We start from the raw sequence: 19,084 nt of genomic DNA, 5'->3' as shown, positions 1-19,084 counted from the left end.
ACACGGAAGACGGCGCCACCAATTTCGTACATGTGAACAGAAGGAGTTACTCATGAACAGTATCGTCTATATCGTAGGTGCAGTAGTTATCGTTTTGGTGGTTCTTTCCTTTCTTGGTTTACGTTAGGATTTCACCCTTACATTTTCGTTTTTATTGGTGTCTGTCCATACGGGCTGCCCCTCTATCCCATTGAGTAGTCGTCAGCATCTAGACAACGAGTAACAACCCACCACAGGAATAATTAATGTTACTATGCTTGCCTCTTGGCCCAACGCTGGCCAATCAACACCAGCTTTAACCGCAGGACACACCCTCCATGATATCCCTTCGCCCCGCCATGCTGGGTCATGCCACTCGCTTGGTCGACTTTGCAAAAAGACACCCGGGCTTGATTGCTATTTTTGGTTTTCTGTCGGGCTTGGCGAGTTTTTTCCTGGTGGAGCGCAAGGAGTCGCTGGCCCAGGTCATTGCCCTTATTATGCTGGCGGGCTGGGCGTGGCTGCTGCTTGAAAACTGGCTGCGAACAGGGATCATGAAGCGCTTTGGGGTTGAGATGCCACCTGCGGTGATGCGTTATGTGACCCAACTGGTGCATCAGGAAAGTCTGTTCTTTACTCTACCCTTTTTCCTTGCAGTGACTACCTGGGACCATGGGCAGGTGGGGTTCACTCTGCTTTTAGTAGGCTGCGCACTGGTATCGTTGGTGGACCCGATATACTACAAATGGTTGGCACCGCGCCGCTCGCTGTTTCTCGCCTATCATGCCTTGACGCTGTTTGCAGTGCTCCTGGTGGTCATTCCGCTGATATTCCATCTGAGCACTGGCCAAAGCCTGTGGTTAGCGCTCGCCCTGGCGCTACTGTTCAGCTTGCCTAGCCTTCGCGGGCTTTTGCCCAACGGCTATTGGTGGCGCATTCCCGTGTTGGTGCTTATGTTGATCACCATGGCGGTAGGAACCTGGATGGCACGAGAGTGGATTCCACCGGCAGCGCTGCGTCTGACGGGGATCACCCTCTCTCAGCATGTGGATCGAGAGAAACGAGAACCCGGCAATAGCATCGAACAGATTACTGCCAGCCGCCTCCATCAGGAGGGTTTGTACGCCTGGACATCAGTTCGCGCCCCACGCGGCCTGCGCGAAAAAATTCACCATGTGTGGTTAATGGATGGCAAAGAAAAAGACCGCATTACGCTGGATATCAGTGGTGGCCGGGATAAGGGGTACCGAGCCTGGACACACAAGAGCAACTTCCCTGCCGATCCGGTAGGCCAGTGGCAGGTACGCGTAATTACCGATTCAGGCCAATTAGTGGGTCTCACTCGATTTACGGTCACCGAATCGTCGCCGCAGCCAGCCTCCCTTACCGAGCCACAGATTACGCCGGAGAAAATCATGGTGCCCGAGCAGACTGAAGAGACGTCGTTAGAAGAGAGCCTATGAACACTACCGCGCGACAGTCGCTTGGTTCAACGTCTGTTATATTCCGTTATCAATTTCATTTTGCAGCTTCTCAAGGTCATCCAGTATACGCATGAACTTAGTGCCGAACTCAGTAACCTTATACTCAACTCTGGGTGGCACTTCGTTATAGGAAAAGCGCTCTAGAATTCCAAATTGAGTATTTTTCCGTAAGCATTCATTGAGCACCTTAGTGGTTAAGCCGTCTACATTGCGTACCATTTCGCCGGGTCTATTGATACCATTTGCCAGGAGTTGGTAGATCGTGAGAGACCACTTACAACCGTATACAGTTTCTATCATTCGAAAGCTTTTATCTGGCGCCGCTTTTCTTTGGATTATTTTTTCTTTATTTTTCATCAACATATACCAAAAAGTACCTACCTTACCAAAATGTACTTACTGTCGAATAAATTTATTCTTAGCTAAATTAGCCCCTAACATTAACACATTCAGGGGATAACTCATGAGTAATTCAACAGTTGCACTAATCATTGGTGGTTCAAGTGGCATGGGGCTAGCCACCGCAAAACAGTTGGCAGCCCAGGGCATCGACACCATCATTCTCGGAAACAATTTGCCCAAGCTGGAAAAAGCGTAAGCGCCCATAAACCAGCACCTGTATTCCATGATCCTGCCACGTCACACTGATTCCATCGCAATAGTATCTAGGAATCAAGTGATGACCACTCACGAACGTCAGCAATATTGGCAGCAACAGATGGCAGACTGGCAGGCATCGAATCTGTCCGGTGCCGCATTCTGCAAACAGCACGCACTCTCGTATCACCAGTTTGTCTACTGGCGCCAAAAGCTGACACATGATGATCATGCACAACCCGACGTGGTGGCAGGGTTTGCCAAAGTCACACCGCTCCAAAGCTCTCACTCCCCGGCGGAGTTGACACTATCACTACCCGGTGGTGTGTCGATTACTGGCCTGCATGCCGGGAATATTAATCTGCTGGGCTCGATTCTGAGGCAGCTGTGATGCGTAGCCGCTACCTGCGTCCGGCACACGATATACCGGAGATCTATCTCTACCGTGCGCCGATCGACTTCCGCAAACAGGCCAACAGTCTGGCATTGTTGATTGAGCAGGAGCTGGGGCGCAGCCCCTTTACCGGCGCGCTCTACGCCTTCACCAATCGCCAGCGTAACAAGATCAAATGCCTGATGTGGGAGGACAACGGCTTCGTGCTCTATTACAAGGCGCTGGCTGAGGAGAAGTTCAAGTGGCCACGCGCCTCGGAGGAACTGATGCCACTGACCGGTGAGCAGATCAACTGGCTGCTGGATGGCTACGACATCACCTTGCTGAAGGGACATAAAACCCTGCAATATGACGCGGTTGGATAGCTTTTTTACGTGCTCCAACCAGCTGTTTTTGCTACAATTTGCACATGAAATTACCATCTGAAAAGCCTGCCACCACACCTGATCTCAGCGGCCTGTCTGCCGCTGAACTGCTATCGGTTGTGGCAGGACTTCAGCAGCAGTTAGCGGCTAAAGATGCTGTTGTCCAACAGCGCGACCAGTATATCCAGATCCTCGAAGAGCTCCTGCGTCTGAAGAACATTCAGAAGTTCGCCGCCAGCAGTGAGAAGTCCGCTCACCAGATCCATCTCTTCGACGAACCTGAACTGGAAGCCGAAATCGACCTTCTGCGCGATCAGCTACCCGAGGACGTGGTAGAAGCCGATGCCCCCAAGCCTGCACGCAAGTGCCGTCAGCGTGGCTTCTCCGATACGCTGCTGCGTGAGCGCATTGAACTGACTCTCTCTGATGAAGAGAAAGCCGGTGCCAGCAAGGTGTTCTTCACCAAGGTGAAGGAAGAACTGCAGTTCATTCCGGCACAACTGAAGGTGCTGGAGTACTGGCAGGAGAAAGCCGTGTTCGAGCAGGAAGGTGACGAGCGCATCATCGCCGCTCAGCGTCCGGTTCATCCACTGGGTAAGTGCATCGCCACCACGTCACTGCTGTCTTACATCATCACTTCCAAGTATGCCGATGGTCTGCCGCTGTACCGGCTGGAACAGATGCTCAGGCGCCTGGGTCATGAGGTCAGCCGTACCAACATGGCGCAGTGGATCATCCGCCTGGATGAGGTGTTCAAACCACTGATCAACCTGATGCGGGAGGTACAGAACAGCAGTGACTACCTGCAGGCTGATGAAACCCGTATCCAGGTCTTGAAGGAGGATGGTAAAACGGCTCAGTCCGACAAGTGGATGTGGGTGACACGGGGTGGTCCACCCGACCACCCCTCAGTGCTGTTCGACTACGATCCATCACGAGCTGGCAGTGTGGCGGTGCGCTTGCTGGATGACTTCACCGGTATCCTGCAGGCGGATGGTTACTCCGGCTATGGGCAGGTGTGTACGGCTAATGGTCTTACCCGCATCGGCTGCTGGGATCATGCGCGTCGCAAGTTCGTTGAAGCCTCCAAAGCGGCACAGGCAAAGGGTAAAAGCAAAAAGGCCGTTGTCTCCAAGGCTGATATGGCATTAAGTCATATCAGCAAGCTCTATGCGATTGAACGTCAGATCAAGGATCTGAGTGTAACCGAGCGTTATCGCATCCGTCAGGAACTGAGCTTGCCGACACTCGCCGTGTTCAAAACCTGGCTGGAGAATAACGTCAATAAAGTGATGAAAGGCTCGCTGACCCGCAAGGCGATGGAGTACACGCTAAACCAGTGGCCCTATCTGATCGGCTACTGTGAACGGGGTGATCTGCACATCAGTAACGTGCTGGCCGAGAATGCGATCCGCCCGTTCGCACTGGGTCGCAAGGCCTGGCTGTTCGCAGACACACCGCAGGGCGCTCGTGCCAGTGCGACCTGCTACTCCCTGATCGAAACGGCCAAGGCCAACGATCTGGAGCCGTCAGCGTATATCCAGTATGTGTTGGAGCGCATCGCACAAGCTGACACACTGGAGAAGCTGGAACAGTTGTTGCCCTGGAATACTGAGCTGGAGCGTACTTCAAAAAAGGTGGCGCAGCTCGACTGAAGGCAAGAGTGTCGATTTAGAGGCGCTTACGAAAAAGCTAAAGCCGAGTTGGGTAGTAATACATTGATTGAAACCATACAAGCGAATCTTTATAACGCGAATGATGTTGAGCGCGTGATAGAAAAAATCACACAACAGCAGCGTCATATTAAATATCTTGTGAATGCAGCTGGATATTTTAATCCAAAACCGTTTCTCGAACATAAAATAGAAGACTACGACACCTATCAGGATTTGAATAAATCTACGTTCTTCATTTCCCAAGCTGTCGCAAAAAACATGATCAAACATGGAGGCGGATCAATTGTCAATATTGGATCAATGTGGGCAAAACAGGCAATTAAAGCCACGCCGTCCTCGGCCTACTCCATGGCCAAGGCTGGATTACATGCTTTGACACAACACATGGCAATGGAATTAGCGGATCATAATATTCGTGTGAATGCTGTTTCACCTGCTGTTGTCAAAACCCCGATTTATGAAGCCTTTATAGATCCAGCTGACGTAGATGAAGCACTGGCTGGCTTCAATGCCTTTCATCCGATAGGCCGAATCGGCGCACCCGAGGATGTAGCAAACACTATCACTTTTCTACTGCAAGATAGTGCCAGCTGGGTCACTGGTGCCATCTGGGATGTCGATGGTGGCGTAATAGCCGGCAGAAACTAAACATGTCAGGAGTGGAAGACGTTTAATCCAGAACACCATCCACTCCTTTGCATTACTCTATACAATGACGGTTACTTCTCTGTGAGACTTGTAAATGACTACGTACATTAATGCTGATTTCGAGCAGCGTATCGTTATTCGACCAGCAAACTATCAATGGGTCGACTCCCCCATGCCCGGCGTAGAACGCATGATGCTCGATAGAATCGGGGATGAAGTCGCTAGAGCAACATCAATTGTCAGATATGCTCCATTCAGCGAGTTTTCACCACACACTCATTCAGGTGGTGAAGAATTTTTGGTACTGGAAGGTGTTTTTTCTGATGAGCATCAGGATTATCTGAAAGGCAGCTATGTGCGTAACCCAATCGGCACGTCACACAAGCCAAAAATTGGTCAAGAGGGAGCAACCATTTTCGTCAAGTTGCACCAATTCAGCAAAGCTGACAAAGAGCAGAAGGTTATTGATACTCACACTCAGCCCTGGTATCAAGGCCTTGTCGACGGACTGACAGTCATGCCATTACACGAATTTGAGGGTGAACACGTCGCATTAGTAAAGTGGGCACCAAATACACAATTCAGCAGCCATCAACATTGGGGAGGCGAGGAGATTTTCGTTATAGAAGGCACCTTTTACGACGAACACGGTACTTACCCAAAAGGCACATGGATGCGTAGTCCCCATCTGAGTCGGCATGAGCCCTTTACAAAAGAAGATGGCGCACTAATTTATGTAAAGACTGGGCATTTGAATAACATCGCGAATAGCCTTTCCTTAAGCTAGGGAGTTAAGCTAGGGAGTCAGAGTGGCTGGTCTCTAGGCTCCAAGGCGGCGCCGCTTTCGTGGCTTCGTCTTGTGCCCATCGATCGCGCCCGATGCTGCCAATCCCAGTAAACGTCGGAAAGTGGGACACTCCATATGACTCGGTGCAGAGCAGACTGCGGCATGCCGGAGACCATCGCGCATCGCGATCAGCTTCCGAATGGAACTATCCAGCTCATCAGCCTTATTCAGCAAGAGTTGCCGGTCTATCTGTGGGCGTCCATCTGCGCCCATCATCTGAGCAATTTCATCCAGCTTAAAACCTGCCGAGCGCCCCAGCGCAATGAGTGCCAACTGTTCCAGCACACTGGCACCAAACTGTCTTCGTATTCCCTGCCTGCCGACAGAATGGATCAATCCTTTTTCTTCATAATAGCGAAGTGTGGACGCTGGAACGCCCGAGCGATTAACCACTTCAGAAATATCCATACTCCCCCTTGACTTAAAGTCGACTTGAAGTTGTACGCTATCGCCATCACCAAATCAAAGCAAGTAGAAGAGGAAATCATGAACAGTCTACTCACCATAATATTGATAGGGATTGGCGCTACAGCCGTGATGGACTTGTGGGGTTTTGTGCGTGTACCACTGTTCGGCACACCTCCTCCGAATTACGGGTTGGTCGGTCGCTGGATAGCGCATATGACACACGGGCAGTTTCGCCACGATTCAATTGCCGCCTCAGCCCCCATACGCGCTGAACAGATAATTGGATGGGCAGTCCACTACCTGACAGGCATCTTGTTTGCAGCTCTTTTGATCGGCATCTGGGGCGCATCATGGATTCAGAACCCAACGATTGGCCCAGCATTTGCTGTGGGCTTGGGCACCATAGTGTTGCCATTTCTGATAATGCAACCGGGTATGGGTGCCGGAATTGCTGCCTCACGAACAAAAAATCCGACCTCTGCTCGGCTGCAGAGCCTTCTTACGCATGCCGCTTTTGGCTTAGGCTTGTATGTATCCGGTTACGCAGTCCACTTTCTTCAATGATGCTTATGTGTTGCTGCTTGACCTTATGCACATTCATCAGGCAGCAACTGTGGATTCCAGGCCACTTCCCATAGATGGCCATCAAGGTCTTGAAAATACCCGGTATACCCACCCCAAAAAGTGTCTTGTGCAGGCTTTACTATCACTGCGCCAGCACTTTCGGCTTGTGCCATCACCTCGTCTTCATAGCTCCGACAGACGCGCCAGTACATTATCGGTAGTAAATCGAATACACAGGGATTAGCGTAAAGAGCAGTACTCTACCGTATGGTTTTCCAAAAATAATAGTGACCACAATCACAGAGGAAAGACATAAACATAGCCATACGCACTATTCAGAACAAGAGAATCACGACCTTTATCATCCATTTTTTTGCAAACTCCAACTTGCCCAATGTTCGCCAAAACTGGTAACCCCCCCTTTCGTAGCGGGACCCGCTCACAAAGCTTCTTCTTTCTTTTCACCACTCAGTGCGCCAACGAACAGATCAGAAGATGCCGATAGCCTATTCTGGTCTTAGATGAGGTGAAGGAGCAGCCTGTACAGGAAGTTACATCGCGCGCCACACGGATGGCGGCGCCACCCTAATTCAAGATCACGCGTGCAATCGTATTGTCGATTGTCATTAACTATCTTGCATTTGAGTTCGGATGAAAGACAATGATGGCAAGAGGTTTCATGATATTTCTCTGCTTGGTAGCGCTTATCAGTCTTACACTGGCAATCGATATGCAGGTGGTCAGTGAACCACCGAGCCTGGGGGATTCGACTGAAGCCACCTATCAGGCCACACCACTCAAAATCGGCGATACGCTTTATCTGTGTACACCGCAGGTGGCATTGGACGCCGACCACAGCACAAGCGCTGGGTATATGATGCTCAGATGCCACAGGACATCCAACGTCAGCACCAGACCTGCCGTGGAGCTTCCTATCTACCACCAACATCCGGTAAAGCATCCTCAACTGAGAAGCTGGATGTAGCTACCGAAACATTGAAAACCTGGATCTGTTTATATCTCGTGTAGCACTTCAACCCAAACCGGAGCAGTTGTACCGTGATGATTGAGGGTGCTGCTTGACCTTATGCACTTTCTTCGGGCAACAGCGCTGGATTCCAGACCACCTCCCATAGATGGCCATCAAGGTCTTGAAAATACCCGGCATACCCACCCCAAAAAGTGTCTTGTGCAGGCTTTACTATCACTGCGCCAGCACTTTCGGCTTGTGCCATCACCTCGTCAACCTCCAGCTGCGACATGACGTTGTGGCCAATGGAAAACTCCGTTGCACTGGGAGCTGCCAACTTTAGCCCCGTATCATGTGCCAGGCTTTTTCTCGGCCAAAGTGCTAATTTCAGCCCAGCACTTAAATCAAAAAATGCCACGGCACCATACTCAAACTCTTCGCCGATAATCCCATCCGTAGGAAGTCCCAGTCCGTCCTGATAGAAGCGAACGGCTCTTTCAAGATCATCGACGCAAAGAGTGATCACAGAAATTCGAGGCTTCATTGTTTTCGACTCCTTCATATTTTAATGTCGCGTACCACGTACTGAGACTATAGTTTGCGAGCGTACAGCCATTGCTCCCAGACAAAACCTATCGCTATGATACACAAAGCACCTTCTTTCTTTTCACCACTCAGTGTGCCATCGAACAGACCAGAAGAAGCCGATAGCCTATTCTGGTCTTAGATGAGGCGAAGGAGCAGCCTGTACAGGTAGTTACATCGCGCGCCACACGGATGGCGGCGCCACCCAATTCAAGACTTGTGAAAAGGAAGAGCTATTAATGAACAGTATCGTCTATCTCGTCGGAGCGGTAGTTATCGTTTTAGTGGCTCTTTCCTTTCTGGGTTTACTTTAAAAATCACCCTTACAGATTCCTTTTATATCGCTGCCTGTCCATGCGACAGTCATCAATTCATCCGGATTTGGTATTCTGAGCGACTATCGCGTAAAGCCATACTTGCGCTCAAATCCACACGTCATTAGTAGCTGTGCGCTCACTTATTTCACCGTCTCCTGTATTCAAGACACCTTTGGGCTCTATCAGCATAACCTCGACTTCTTTTTCGGCATAAGGTTTGTGCTCGACACCCTTCGGTACAACATACATTTCACCCTCAGACAGGTTCACGTAGCCATCTCTAAAGTCAATGCGAAGGGAGCCCTTCAAGACGATGAAGGTTTCATCAGTGTCCTGATGATCATGCCAGACGAACTCCCCTTCCAGTTTCACCAGCTTGAACTGATAGTCGTTCATCTCTGCCACCACTTTAGGTGACCATTGCTCAGAAAACAAACTGAGCTTATCTGCGAAATTTATCGATTTATGCTGCATAGTTAATTTCTCCATTCAGATGCCAAAATGGCAGCCCGAAAATGACGCCCGTGGACGCGAAAACAATTCACAGACCACCATCATCGACCAGTGATACAGTCTGTTCTTTGTAGTATTCCTGAAAAGTACCAGTCACGTTTGAATCAAGGGATGTCATTAGGTGCCCTGCTTAAGTGACTGGTTACGAAGCTTATAAGCCTTGCGAGTAGCCAAAGCAAAAGGAGCCAAAATGAGATGATAAATAACCATCCGAATATTGTTGGAGCACACCACCCCCAGCCACAAGCGCCATTGTGCTGAAGGAGACCAGGAATGCCAACATTATGAAATACGTATACAGATAAAAATGGGATAACTGAAATAATGCCAAGGGGGGTATCAAGATACCCTGGCCAGAAAATAGAAGGCACCCAAAGCAAGAAATAGCCCATTAAGAGGAATAGCATGATTTTGAGTGTTCTTGAATGCAACATCCTTTTACCTAACATACTTGCCGACAACGGCGTAAGAAACGATCACCCGGTGACCTCAAGGAACAAGATTCAGTGCTTTGTCAGGCCGTTGTTAATCTCGGCTCACACCATAAGTGCGAAGCGCAGACTGAATTTGCGACTCTTCTGCTGTATCCAAAGGGTGTATTCAATCGACTATGCTCCCAGCAGAGGCAAGTGCTTAAGACTATGATACTTCAGAGCCAAACCAATACAGTGCCTAAGTGTCAATAACAGTGGCTCTTGCCCTAAGTCGGCGTTTAAAGGAATCACTATAGCTCTATTGCCCTCATACTCAAGTTCGTTGCGATATATCTCTTTGAAAGTGTCCACCAAGCACGTTTGGCAATGGAAAAACACCTTGATAACGCCTGGATCTTTTGGCTTCCAGTCAATTCGTACCGGACTACCTCCCTTGACATGGTAGCTTGCCTCGCCCCACTTGAGTGATTCATCAACCTGACCCAGCTCATTCTCTGCAGCAATCGTCAGAATGAGTTTTTACACAATCTCAAGTTGACGACAAGCAGCTATCGGGTAGCTATTAAACTTAGCCTGTATATCTGGATGCATGGAACCTGCCCCAGTGACAGCGGAAATTGATCCGGTGCACTTATTGTACACGCTTTACAGCAACCACTGAAAAAATGTGCCAATGCTTCATTTTACCCAATGACGTCTTTGCATGTTCGTTACGCTCAGCAAACCTTATAACCTCAAATTTTTCGAACAATGACCTCACTTGTGACTCCGTTAATGGAGCCGTATGACTGCGGTAATTTGATGCCCAGCTGTCCTCCACACCCATAAAATCACCGGCAAATACCCCACCAATTTCAATGCATGATTCTATGCTGACCCAGGTCTTTTGAAACTTAGATGGGTCAGCAAAAAACAGGCTTGAGTTAGCGAGTACAATACCCGCATTTGGATAGTCATAATATTCAAATGAGGAGTGAGATATTTCAACTAGCGTTTTTGAACCAAAACGATCTCGGCAAATAGCTACAGAATCAGGATTAATATCAAAGCCATGAACCTGATAACCTTTTTGCTCCAGGTAGTCAATATCACTGCCTGTACCACAACCACAATCAACTGCAACCTGAGTACTGGACTCGTTTAATCTGACCGCTAACTCGGTGCGTTGAGAATGAGGTTTAGATAAAGCTTTTTCGTAGAACTCACGCCAAATCTCTGCATTTTCTTCCATAGATTGATATTCCCTACAACCAGTAACGCTGGTCAAGCTGAACATAGCGCTTCTCGAAGTGCCTGGGGGAGAGGAATGGGCCGTTTGCTCTCCGGTGATATTGAGACTTGCGTGAAGGTAGATCGAAACGTCATTTCATTCGAGTCATTACGGGCTTCAACTAAGAAGGTGAAGGACGTAGTAGTGAGCTCCTTAGTGGATATCTCTATATTTATGACCTCATCCCAAGACATTGGCGCTAAAAACTCAATTGAAAGCGCTCGTGCAGGGGGAAGAATACCCATAGCGAAAATCTCACTAATAGCCGGCGCACCTAGTCTGTGAGTTAGATAATCGTGTACCGCCTCAATGATGAAGTACGTTATGCGCGGTGTGTAAACAATGCCAGCAGGGTCACAGTCACCGAATAAAATTGTTCGTCTTACTATAAAACTCATGAAGTTAGCCTTTTACGGTGTAATAATATCGCAACTCTACAAAGGCACTATACATTCTTGACCTCGATGAACCACTTGGGCTGCATTGCATTAAAATCCGTTCGAATATTTGATGGCAGATAACTCGCTGAATCCAGGACAAATTCCTGACCACCTATACGCTTGAAAACCACCCAATGCCAGAAATTTTTGCCATCCTCCTGATGATGCTTGATAGACAGTAATGCCAAATCGGGCAGTGCACTCCATGATTCAAACGGAATCTCATCCGCAGACGTCTCGACGCCAGCATGAGACAGCATTTGCCTTACGTACTGGGTATCGGACCAAAGTGATTTATCTTCAGCATGGATGCCCATACCATTTGCTGTGTCCTTCATTTCCAAGTAGGTCCTGCCCAGAATGTTGGCAACAGACGCAATCCCACATCCTGTAGTTTCTTCCTGTATTACGGGCTTCAGCACCGTCTACTCCTTAATGCATAACGAACACCATCACCGGCAGCGAAGCTGAGACGCAGCCAGAACGAAAAAGTCATCGCCATAATTGACATGGTCATAGGCCGTGGCGACTTTTTTTGTAAATCTCGAACCTGGTCAAATGCAGGAGGCGACGCTTTGACTGGCTTGGCTATAAAGCATGTATCTCCCACTGACGTCTGCTTATTTTGTACAAAACATGCTCGCGAAGTGGGTCAGACGATTCCAGGTCCGGATGCTCAGAGTTGCTGGCGAAGGATTTCCACAGCCCAAAACCCCAGCCACGTTCCGCAATGAGTGACTTGATCCTTTCCCCCATGCAATAGCTTTCCTCCTCAGTCAAAAGCTTCGGGAAGAATTCCATAACCTCCTTATCACCACACATCGTTGAAAAAGGTTGGAGGTCTTCGTCATTCCATTGCCGAAGTATTAATCTATCCGTCCTGATCATGATCCAGATACTGCCTTATATCGTTGACCGCAGCCCCACCACTTTTTGGCGTCACTCTGGCTGGCTTTGTGAAACTCTGCACGCCTGAATCCCTTCACAGAAAGTCCGCAGATGTAGCTTAAGCAGTGCATGAAGCTCTGCATTATTCAGTATTCCGGTAGCATCTAAACTACTACCCAGCAGCGGTATGGAAAAGCAAGCGCGCTCAACAATGATGCCAGACATAGTGACAACAACCTCTCGCAGCGCTTCCTGTGCATGCGTTGCACGAGGAGACGTGTTTATCAACATAATTGGCATGCCGACAAACTCTTCCCCACTCACCAGCCAGTCCAACGCATTTTTCAAGACACCACTGATCCCATGGGCGTATTCAGGGCTTGCAATGACAAGCCCGTCAGCAACCCCGAGAGCGTCCTTCAGAATTGCTACTGGTAGAACCCGTTCGTCCTCTAAATCCGGATTGAAGAGCGGCAAATCGCGTATTCCATCGAAGACAGATACATCAACGCCCTCTGGCGCGACTAACGATAAAGCCTCAAGTGCGGCTTTGTTGTAAGACTTTTCCCGTAGACTTCCCGAAAGCGCAAGAATCTTCATTTTTCCCTTATATGTGTTCAAGTGTGGCTTGCTACCTGCGCCCAAAGTGAGCGCATTTGTTGGTTTCGTTATGCATGTCTAAACCAAAAACGACAAACACCAGCCAGTAATTAATAACAAAGGTGGCATACCTATAGCAGCCTGAGCCAGGCTAGACCCAATACTGTTTAGTTAACGATTTTGTGTCAAAATGTCCGCTATGTTTCCAAGAAAGGGGATGAGCATGGCGAGAACGAAAGCAGAGTTGTCGACGGGCGCCAGGTTGGCCGATTACCTGACAGTAGGCTTTCTGGCGATGAACTGTCCGGTAGAGAGGGTTCGGGAAGCTCTGTCGGCACACGGTGTTCACAGCCAGCGCCGGCGCGGCTTGCCGCACGAAGTGCTGGTGTACTTTGTGATGGCGATGGTGCTGTACGGCAACGTCGCTTACGAGGAAGTGCTTCGCCTGGTCATCGAGGGGTTGCGCCAGTTGCTCGGTGATGACTCACTGGCGAAGGCGACGGTCACTAAAGGCGCTATTTCCCAAGCGCGAGGAAAAGTCGGTGTCGCGCCGTTGCGCGATCTGTATTACGAGCAGGTCCAGCCCCATGGGCCAGCGGATATGCCGGGTGTGTGTTACCGGGGGCTGCGGGTCATGGCACTGGACGGTTCCACGCTCGACATGCCCGATGAGAAAGGCAATGCTGCCTACTTTGGTTACCCGGGAGCTTCCCGGGGCAGCAGCGCCTTTCCGAAGCTGCGCTTTGTCGCCATGGCCGAATGTGGCACCCACATGCTGTGTTACGCCAATCCCGGCCCTTACGGCAGTGACGAGCGCAGTTTGGCAGGAGCGGTTATCGATCAAGCGAACCCCTCCATGTTAGTGACGGCGGACAGAAATTTTTATAGCTACGCTTTCTGGCAACGCGGATGCGCCACCGGGGCCAAGCTGCTATTCCGCGTTAAGAGCAGCCTGCTTCTGCCGCGTGAACAGGAACTACCTGATGGTTCTTACCTGACGACCCTGTATCCGGGTGATAAAGCGCGACGGCGCAAGACGGAGGGCGTTCAGGTGCGGGTTATCGAATACGCCCTGGAAGGTATTCCCGATCCGGAACCGTTGTACCGATTGATTACTAACTGGCACGATAGCGAGGAGGCGCCAGCGCTGGCGCTGGCCGCCTTGTACCACCGCCGTTGGACCATCGAGCAGGCCTTTGACGAATTCAAAGTGCATCTCGCAGAGCGTGCGGTCATATTGCGCAGCAAGCGACCGGATTTGGTTGAGCAAGAGTTCTATGCGCTACTGATTGCGCATGCGGCGGTGCGGCGGTTGATGACGCAGGCCGCGACGACCACAGCCCAAGCCGCGGAGGATTTATCGTTTATCCACGCGGTGCGGGTGTTGAGGCGCCGCCTGCCGGCTTCCGGCTCCATTCCCCCCTAAGCAGCGCCAGGCATGGCTCAACAGCTTGCTGAAGGAGATATCTAGCGGGCGAGCAGTGACCAGCCGTGGCCGACGGAACCCGCGCGGAGTAAAGCGGAAGATGGGTAATTTCCCTATCCGCAAACGGGGAGATCCACTGCACCAGCCTTGTGATCCGGTGCCAGCGGTGATATTTAACTAAACAGTATTGAGGCTAGACCGGAACTTAGCGCTGACAACTGAAAAAGCGATTGTTGCCAGCCAAACACCAGTTAAGCCATAGAAGGCTGCTCCGGAGAGCACGCTCAAACGATGCCATTCGAAAGCATCTCCCATGCCAGACTTGTCCATTGCTTGGTCCGCTTGCCATCCGAATCCTAAAAAGGCGATGGCTAGAAGCAATTGCAACACAAGCGAGCCCTTAAAAATCATCGTCATGTGCTCCAGATGGCACGGTTAATCTCGATATCCCTTTGCAACGAGACCGCCGTAGATCAGAAAGGGAATATTCCGATCTCTCAATAACCCCTCAATCCATTGGACTTCTAACCGATACATATATCCTCCTTTTGCGCATAAGGCCGGCCCGCTTATGTTGATTGCCGTAAGGCAAGCCTCACCACCTGCTTTACATAGTCGTATACTGCAGGACAACTGCTTGATCTCGGGCCTGCCACATTCAATACACTTACGTTGAATTCGTGGACAAACTCATTAAGAAGCTCTGCTGCTCGCAGAGGGTCAACCAGTGCGATATCGATGAGTTTGTACGGCTTGCCTTGCCTAATGCAAAAAAGAATAGTTGCTTCCGTTCCTCCACGCACATAAGACTCATAAAAAATGGCGGTACCGTCTGAATCTATGACATTTTTCTTCGTTCGTTGCCGATAGCCACCACCGATTTCAGTCAGAGAGTATACGTCATTGATTGGTCCATCTTCCGCCATTCGTCCAACAGGGCAGCTCCCGCCAATTGGAAAAGCTGACTCAAGAGCAGCATCTAGTGCAGCCCGGTCAGCACCGGTTTGTCCACCACTTATGATCTTTGAAAGCATGACCAGTCCCGATCAACATAACGATCCTGTTGGATTAGACATTTTGAAATAAAAATCTCCAGCATCAACAGCTCATCCTTTATTCTGATAATTATTCACCGCTCGAGTAGATGGCCTTAACCTACTAATGGCAAACATGTAGCGCCCGCAGTTTCGATCAAAATGGGTGCACAGATAAAGTTTCGACAAAGCAGCTGCGCTTGATAAAGCCTTATCTGTGCCTGCCTTCATGATCCCATAATATAAACGATTGATTTGAAGTAGATGACATTGCTTGAATTAAGCACTCATTATTGAAAGTTGGAATCTCTTGGAGCCGTTGTAGTAGCTCACCAGCGCCTGTCGCCTCACTTGGGTAGGTCACAACCTCTTTTTTTGTTGCCAAGTGCCACCAAACATCTTCCACAAAAGGCCCTTGATCGGTTGTTTCCACTGCCACACCAATCAATTCACTCCACGCTATAGATTGAGGTTCTTTATCTGGCCAATGTGCCCAAACCTTATCTTCATCAAACCAAACCTTAACAGCAGCATAAGGGCTGTCAGAAACTGGAGTATCCTGAACTGCGATCGGTCTATCTTTATTGAATAGTGATTTTATCCATTTAATCATTCGTATCGTCCTTTGAAAAATAATGAGCCTATTCCACCGAAATATCAAAATGAAGAACATTTTCCTTGGCACCCAGCTTGGTGTACAAAGCGATGGCTGCTTCGTCTTCTTCTCCGGTATCAGCCTGAACAAAAATCACATAGGCTCGCCGTACAGCTGCTACCTTCTTGAGTTCCTGAATCAACGCGGTCGCGATTCCTTGGAGTCGGTGCTCTTCCAAAACAGCCAAGTCGTAGATATAAATCTCGCTTCGCTCCTGCTCGAATTTCTTCAATTCGTAAGCGGCCAGGCCACCAACAACCATGCCATCCTTCACGGCCACTATTGCGATAAAGTAGTCACTGCCAAGCAGACTACGCATGTAATCAGGACCAGGGCACTTTCTACTGTAGGTTTCAGGTTCATTGAAGGCCACACCGCAAGTGTGCAAGAACCCATCCATCAATTCCAAGTCATCTGCGGCAATCTGCTGCACTCTGTAACCATTTGGCATAAACGTGTTACCTCCTGAACATCAACGTTCAACCCAGGGGCAATAACATGCAGGCTAAATCGGTGCGAAGCAGCAGGTGCCTGCATGTTATTACTAGCTTTTATTTGTACCCGGCTATCTTGCTGCGAGCTGCATCTATCAGCTCATTATCAATATTGTCGTCGAAAGAAAAGGAGTAAATGATCCACTTTTCTTCAGGTCGATAAAATACGAACTCCATCCGAATAGGTTGACGCTCATATAGAGCAAGGTAGGAGACGTAGATTAGCCGATCTTCGATATCGCTGACTCCTAGCTTCGTTTTACCATAGTATTCACCAACTAAATTATTGATATTACTCAATTGAGATTTTACTTTTTCGACATCGTCACTTTTTCGGTCAAGCCATTTATTCGTTGAGTAAATAGAGTCCACAGCCTCAGTGACTTTACCTGACTCATACAGACTAAAGAACTTATCTATTTCGCCCTGATAGGCAATGGCCTGTGAGCAAAATAGAATTAGTGTGAGAGGAAGTGTTTTTATTAAATTCATAGAATACCCTACCTATTTGATGAACATTACGCCGCCTGCGACGGTGAACTGGCACGCCTGGTTGAATTTATTCAGTCCGAGTACAAGCCTGTTCTGGTTCTCTTAGGCCGTGGCCCTACACACGAACTAATTGAACACATTATGTACCTTCCCGTTCTACAATTTCTACATTGAATCCTTCTGAGTCTGCGGGTGGCTCAAAGTGGCCAGTCACCATTCTGAAAACCTCCTCAGTGTCAAACTGTGCTCGTTCAGGTTGTTTCTTTTGACGCCGTTTCAGTTGCTTTAGACAAGTCTCGTCATCTGCAACCACATAGTACAGCTCATGGGGTAGCCCGAGTGGTGAGTATATATCCTTGAACCATGCCCGTTGCCTCCTGGTGTTTCCAGGAAAATCCAGAACAACCGTAGTGCCAGCCGCGAGTATTTTCTCAACGTGTGTTCTGAGCACTGGTTTAAGACGTGACGAGTAACTGATGTAGTCATTGAAATCGTTGATCTCGCCGGGGAAAAGCGCGGCTAGCCATTCATCCTCTGAAACCAGCACCGCTCCACGCTCACGAGCGACTTTAGCAGACAAAGTGCTTTTCCCGGCTCCCATCTTTCCACAGAAGAATATCAGCGTTCCGTAACTACTCATTGATTGCTTCCTATGCATAACGCTCCTGATTCGCGAAGCGCGTTGACTAAAAACTGCTCAGTATGATCAGTGTGGTACCTTGCTAGCTACTCGGTGCATGGTTTAGTTATGCGTTCACACGGATCGCACGGATATCTTCGATATCTACCGGTCGTGAGAGCGCCAACTTATACCGAACCAGATCTTTCTTCAACATGAGTGGCAACTCCAGACCCAACAAACGCACTGTTTTATAGCGAGAAAAATCAATTTTGAGCGGAATCCAGGTCTGACTGATCACATCAAAGATTCGTGGGCTATCAGCACTGCCCACCTCCACTTTGATGCCTTCATACTTGAACTGAACGTAGGTCAAATCCCAGCCTTCCTCTCGATAGTGAGTGGCGGGCTTGGATATAAACTCCTGGCCGGCTTGAACCACTGACGAAAAATGTTCGCCAGGGACAAAAAGATCAATATCGTTCAGATCACGCTCAGAGCCATACCCCTTTGCTGCGAGTCCACCACAGATCAGAAAAGGAATATTTCTATCTTTCAGTAAGCCCACAATCCATTGGACTGCTACTTGATGCATGCGTCCTCCTTTTTACTATCACCCAGTGTAGAGCTGGCATGGCGGCCATCCGGCTGGTTTTCTCACCGCAGGCAGATGCTTCAGTGAGCAATCTCGGTAGTGCAGGCGATAGCCCTGAAAGCTGATCGTATCCTGCTCGGCAAGCTGCCCCTTGAAGCGCTTCCACATCGGCTTGCCCGTGGGGGAACTACAGTTTCTGATGCAACCCGATATTAGAGCTGCTTTTCATATAGGAGCAGCTTCTTACCATCCAGAACGCTCTCGCCAAATTGGTGATACCCGAGCTTTTCATAAATATGCCGGCCCCTACAATTGTGCCAGAAAACGTCCAACCAAATACGCGTCATTTGCAGGAGGTCTCGGCAATAGACCTCCATTGCTTCAATAGCTCTCTGTCCAATCCCCAGACCTTTGTTCGCCACAACAACTCTCCGAAACTCTATGCTCCGAGCGTCTTGATCCATAGCTAATATGAAGTACCCGGCCAATTCCTCATCGGCCACAATCCTGAGATAGATAATTCTCGGATCAGAGTAACTTGAAACATGATCCTCCAGCCTATACGGGATAATGAATTTACTCGTTCCGGCTTCCTGCTCCATCTCCGTAAATAGAGCTAGATCGGCTTCTTCTGCCTTTCTCAATTGCACTTTCATAGGACAAATCCCACTGCTCTAGACATAATGATTCTCCACAAGGTGCATATCTCCATTTTCGCGGTTAGCTAGGCAAAATACGTATAGCCGGAAGCCTATCGCTATCCTCGATCCGTCGAGTATGCCCAACACAT

General features: G+C 49.2%; 28 protein-coding genes and 1 pseudogene. 10 read left to right on the top strand and 19 right to left on the bottom strand.

Annotated features, from left to right (window positions below; genetic code table 11):
* Window positions 1-317: 317 nt before the first annotated feature.
* Window positions 318-1,442: a DUF5924 family protein gene (locus ACK3CJ_RS06990; RefSeq protein ID WP_409525729.1), complete on the top strand. Its 1,125-nt coding sequence runs from the start codon at window positions 318-320 to the stop codon at window positions 1,440-1,442.
* A gap of 36 nt (window positions 1,443-1,478) precedes the next feature.
* Here the strand turns inward: ACK3CJ_RS06990 and ACK3CJ_RS06985 are convergent, their stop codons facing one another.
* Window positions 1,479-1,820 (bottom strand): winged helix-turn-helix transcriptional regulator, encoded by a 342-nt coding sequence (locus ACK3CJ_RS06985; RefSeq protein ID WP_409525728.1) that lies wholly within the window; start codon window positions 1,818-1,820, stop codon window positions 1,479-1,481.
* Between the two features lie 106 nt (window positions 1,821-1,926).
* Here ACK3CJ_RS06985 and ACK3CJ_RS06980 point away from each other — a divergent pair, with 106 nt between their 5' ends.
* The 6 genes and pseudogenes from ACK3CJ_RS06980 to ACK3CJ_RS06955 all read left to right on the top strand — a co-directional run bounded on the left by ACK3CJ_RS06980 (window position 1,927) and on the right by ACK3CJ_RS06955 (window position 5,930).
* Entirely contained in the window at window positions 1,927-2,061 is a 135-nt protein-coding gene (locus ACK3CJ_RS06980; protein ID WP_409525727.1) for an SDR family NAD(P)-dependent oxidoreductase, read from the top strand.
* 81 nt (window positions 2,062-2,142) lie between these two features.
* Window positions 2,143-2,451 carry an IS66 family insertion sequence element accessory protein TnpA gene (gene tnpA, locus ACK3CJ_RS06975; RefSeq protein WP_409525726.1) on the top strand — a complete coding sequence of 103 codons (309 nt, stop codon included), beginning with the start codon at window positions 2,143-2,145 and terminating at the stop codon, window positions 2,449-2,451.
* Entirely contained in the window at window positions 2,451-2,819 is a 369-nt protein-coding gene (gene tnpB / locus ACK3CJ_RS06970) for an IS66 family insertion sequence element accessory protein TnpB (protein WP_409525725.1), read from the top strand. Before tnpA ends, tnpB begins: the two co-directional genes overlap by 1 nt.
* 44 nt (window positions 2,820-2,863) lie before the next feature.
* Complete coding sequence (gene tnpC, locus ACK3CJ_RS06965) at window positions 2,864-4,474, top strand: IS66 family transposase (protein ID WP_409525724.1); 1,611 nt, start codon at window positions 2,864-2,866, stop codon at window positions 4,472-4,474.
* A 30-nt stretch (window positions 4,475-4,504) separates the two neighbouring features.
* Window positions 4,505-5,143: pseudogene (locus tag ACK3CJ_RS06960) on the top strand (SDR family NAD(P)-dependent oxidoreductase); the annotation flags it as partial.
* Between the two features lie 94 nt (window positions 5,144-5,237).
* Window positions 5,238-5,930 carry a cupin domain-containing protein gene (locus tag ACK3CJ_RS06955; protein ID WP_409525723.1) on the top strand — a complete coding sequence of 231 codons (693 nt, stop codon included), beginning with the start codon at window positions 5,238-5,240 and terminating at the stop codon, window positions 5,928-5,930.
* Window positions 5,931-5,963: 33 nt separating this feature from the next.
* On the opposite strand, the gene ACK3CJ_RS06950 is transcribed toward ACK3CJ_RS06955, so the two are convergent.
* Entirely contained in the window at window positions 5,964-6,398 is a 435-nt protein-coding gene (locus ACK3CJ_RS06950; RefSeq protein ID WP_409525722.1) for a helix-turn-helix domain-containing protein, read from the bottom strand.
* A 78-nt stretch (window positions 6,399-6,476) separates the two neighbouring features.
* Between ACK3CJ_RS06950 and ACK3CJ_RS06945 the strand changes: the two genes are divergently transcribed.
* Complete coding sequence (locus tag ACK3CJ_RS06945) at window positions 6,477-6,962, top strand: DUF2938 domain-containing protein (protein ID WP_409525721.1); 486 nt, start codon at window positions 6,477-6,479, stop codon at window positions 6,960-6,962.
* Between the two features lie 23 nt (window positions 6,963-6,985).
* Here ACK3CJ_RS06945 and ACK3CJ_RS06940 read toward each other — a convergent pair whose 3' ends face one another.
* Window positions 6,986-7,135 carry a VOC family protein gene (locus tag ACK3CJ_RS06940; protein WP_409525720.1) on the bottom strand — a complete coding sequence of 50 codons (150 nt, stop codon included), beginning with the start codon at window positions 7,133-7,135 and terminating at the stop codon, window positions 6,986-6,988.
* A gap of 506 nt (window positions 7,136-7,641) precedes the next feature.
* Between ACK3CJ_RS06940 and ACK3CJ_RS06935 the strand changes: the two genes are divergently transcribed.
* Window positions 7,642-7,947 carry a hypothetical protein gene (locus ACK3CJ_RS06935; protein WP_409525719.1) on the top strand — a complete coding sequence of 102 codons (306 nt, stop codon included), beginning with the start codon at window positions 7,642-7,644 and terminating at the stop codon, window positions 7,945-7,947.
* A gap of 100 nt (window positions 7,948-8,047) precedes the next feature.
* On the opposite strand, the gene ACK3CJ_RS06930 is transcribed toward ACK3CJ_RS06935, so the two are convergent.
* The 7 genes from ACK3CJ_RS06930 to ACK3CJ_RS06900 all read right to left on the bottom strand — a co-directional run bounded on the left by ACK3CJ_RS06930 (window position 8,048) and on the right by ACK3CJ_RS06900 (window position 13,000).
* Window positions 8,048-8,476: a VOC family protein gene (locus ACK3CJ_RS06930; RefSeq protein ID WP_409525718.1), complete on the bottom strand. Its 429-nt coding sequence runs from the start codon at window positions 8,474-8,476 to the stop codon at window positions 8,048-8,050.
* 463 nt (window positions 8,477-8,939) lie between these two features.
* The gene (locus ACK3CJ_RS06925) at window positions 8,940-9,308 is read right to left on the bottom strand and encodes a cupin domain-containing protein (protein WP_409525717.1); all 369 of its coding nucleotides are present in this window, start codon (window positions 9,306-9,308) and stop codon (window positions 8,940-8,942) included.
* A 1,104-nt stretch (window positions 9,309-10,412) separates the two neighbouring features.
* Window positions 10,413-11,012 carry a class I SAM-dependent methyltransferase gene (locus tag ACK3CJ_RS06920; protein WP_409525716.1) on the bottom strand — a complete coding sequence of 200 codons (600 nt, stop codon included), beginning with the start codon at window positions 11,010-11,012 and terminating at the stop codon, window positions 10,413-10,415.
* A 32-nt stretch (window positions 11,013-11,044) separates the two neighbouring features.
* Window positions 11,045-11,449: an acyl-CoA thioesterase gene (locus ACK3CJ_RS06915; RefSeq protein WP_409525715.1), complete on the bottom strand. Its 405-nt coding sequence runs from the start codon at window positions 11,447-11,449 to the stop codon at window positions 11,045-11,047.
* A gap of 47 nt (window positions 11,450-11,496) precedes the next feature.
* The gene (locus tag ACK3CJ_RS06910) at window positions 11,497-11,913 is read right to left on the bottom strand and encodes a hypothetical protein (protein WP_409525714.1); all 417 of its coding nucleotides are present in this window, start codon (window positions 11,911-11,913) and stop codon (window positions 11,497-11,499) included.
* Between the two features lie 166 nt (window positions 11,914-12,079).
* Entirely contained in the window at window positions 12,080-12,313 is a 234-nt protein-coding gene (locus tag ACK3CJ_RS06905) for a hypothetical protein (protein WP_409526559.1), read from the bottom strand.
* Window positions 12,314-12,430: 117 nt separating this feature from the next.
* Entirely contained in the window at window positions 12,431-13,000 is a 570-nt protein-coding gene (locus ACK3CJ_RS06900) for an NADPH-dependent FMN reductase (RefSeq protein WP_409525713.1), read from the bottom strand.
* 202 nt (window positions 13,001-13,202) lie between these two features.
* Between ACK3CJ_RS06900 and ACK3CJ_RS06895 the strand changes: the two genes are divergently transcribed.
* Window positions 13,203-14,405 carry an IS4 family transposase gene (locus ACK3CJ_RS06895; RefSeq protein WP_409525712.1) on the top strand — a complete coding sequence of 401 codons (1,203 nt, stop codon included), beginning with the start codon at window positions 13,203-13,205 and terminating at the stop codon, window positions 14,403-14,405.
* Window positions 14,406-14,582: 177 nt separating this feature from the next.
* Here ACK3CJ_RS06895 and ACK3CJ_RS06890 read toward each other — a convergent pair whose 3' ends face one another.
* From ACK3CJ_RS06890 to ACK3CJ_RS06850, 9 genes are all read right to left on the bottom strand, one after another.
* Window positions 14,583-14,816 (bottom strand): hypothetical protein, encoded by a 234-nt coding sequence (locus tag ACK3CJ_RS06890; RefSeq protein ID WP_409525711.1) that lies wholly within the window; start codon window positions 14,814-14,816, stop codon window positions 14,583-14,585.
* Between the two features lie 158 nt (window positions 14,817-14,974).
* Window positions 14,975-15,439 (bottom strand): YpsA SLOG family protein, encoded by a 465-nt coding sequence (locus tag ACK3CJ_RS06885; RefSeq protein ID WP_409525710.1) that lies wholly within the window; start codon window positions 15,437-15,439, stop codon window positions 14,975-14,977.
* A 211-nt stretch (window positions 15,440-15,650) separates the two neighbouring features.
* Window positions 15,651-16,052, bottom strand: a complete 402-nt coding sequence (locus ACK3CJ_RS06880; protein ID WP_409525709.1) for a hypothetical protein — start codon at window positions 16,050-16,052, stop codon at window positions 15,651-15,653.
* A 28-nt stretch (window positions 16,053-16,080) separates the two neighbouring features.
* Window positions 16,081-16,545 carry an AAC(3)-I family aminoglycoside N-acetyltransferase gene (locus ACK3CJ_RS06875; RefSeq protein ID WP_409525708.1) on the bottom strand — a complete coding sequence of 155 codons (465 nt, stop codon included), beginning with the start codon at window positions 16,543-16,545 and terminating at the stop codon, window positions 16,081-16,083.
* Between the two features lie 100 nt (window positions 16,546-16,645).
* Complete coding sequence (locus tag ACK3CJ_RS06870; RefSeq protein WP_409525707.1) at window positions 16,646-17,080, bottom strand: hypothetical protein; 435 nt, start codon at window positions 17,078-17,080, stop codon at window positions 16,646-16,648.
* 139 nt (window positions 17,081-17,219) lie between these two features.
* A complete protein-coding gene (locus tag ACK3CJ_RS06865; RefSeq protein ID WP_409525706.1) occupies window positions 17,220-17,720 on the bottom strand; it encodes an AAA family ATPase in 501 nt (166 codons plus the stop codon).
* Between the two features lie 106 nt (window positions 17,721-17,826).
* Window positions 17,827-18,294, bottom strand: a complete 468-nt coding sequence (locus ACK3CJ_RS06860; RefSeq protein WP_409525705.1) for a hypothetical protein — start codon at window positions 18,292-18,294, stop codon at window positions 17,827-17,829.
* An 18-nt stretch (window positions 18,295-18,312) separates the two neighbouring features.
* Entirely contained in the window at window positions 18,313-18,462 is a 150-nt protein-coding gene (locus ACK3CJ_RS06855) for a hypothetical protein (RefSeq protein WP_409525704.1), read from the bottom strand.
* A 44-nt stretch (window positions 18,463-18,506) separates the two neighbouring features.
* Window positions 18,507-18,950, bottom strand: a complete 444-nt coding sequence (locus ACK3CJ_RS06850) for a GNAT family N-acetyltransferase (RefSeq protein WP_409525703.1) — start codon at window positions 18,948-18,950, stop codon at window positions 18,507-18,509.
* Between the last annotated feature and the right edge of the window lie 134 nt (window positions 18,951-19,084).

This window comes from Nitrincola salilacus (genome assembly GCF_046271865.1).
Lineage (GTDB): Bacteria > Pseudomonadota > Gammaproteobacteria > Pseudomonadales > Balneatricaceae > Nitrincola > Nitrincola salilacus.
Note: the sequence above shows the minus strand (reverse complement) of the source record. Positions and strands in the feature narration are given on the sequence as shown.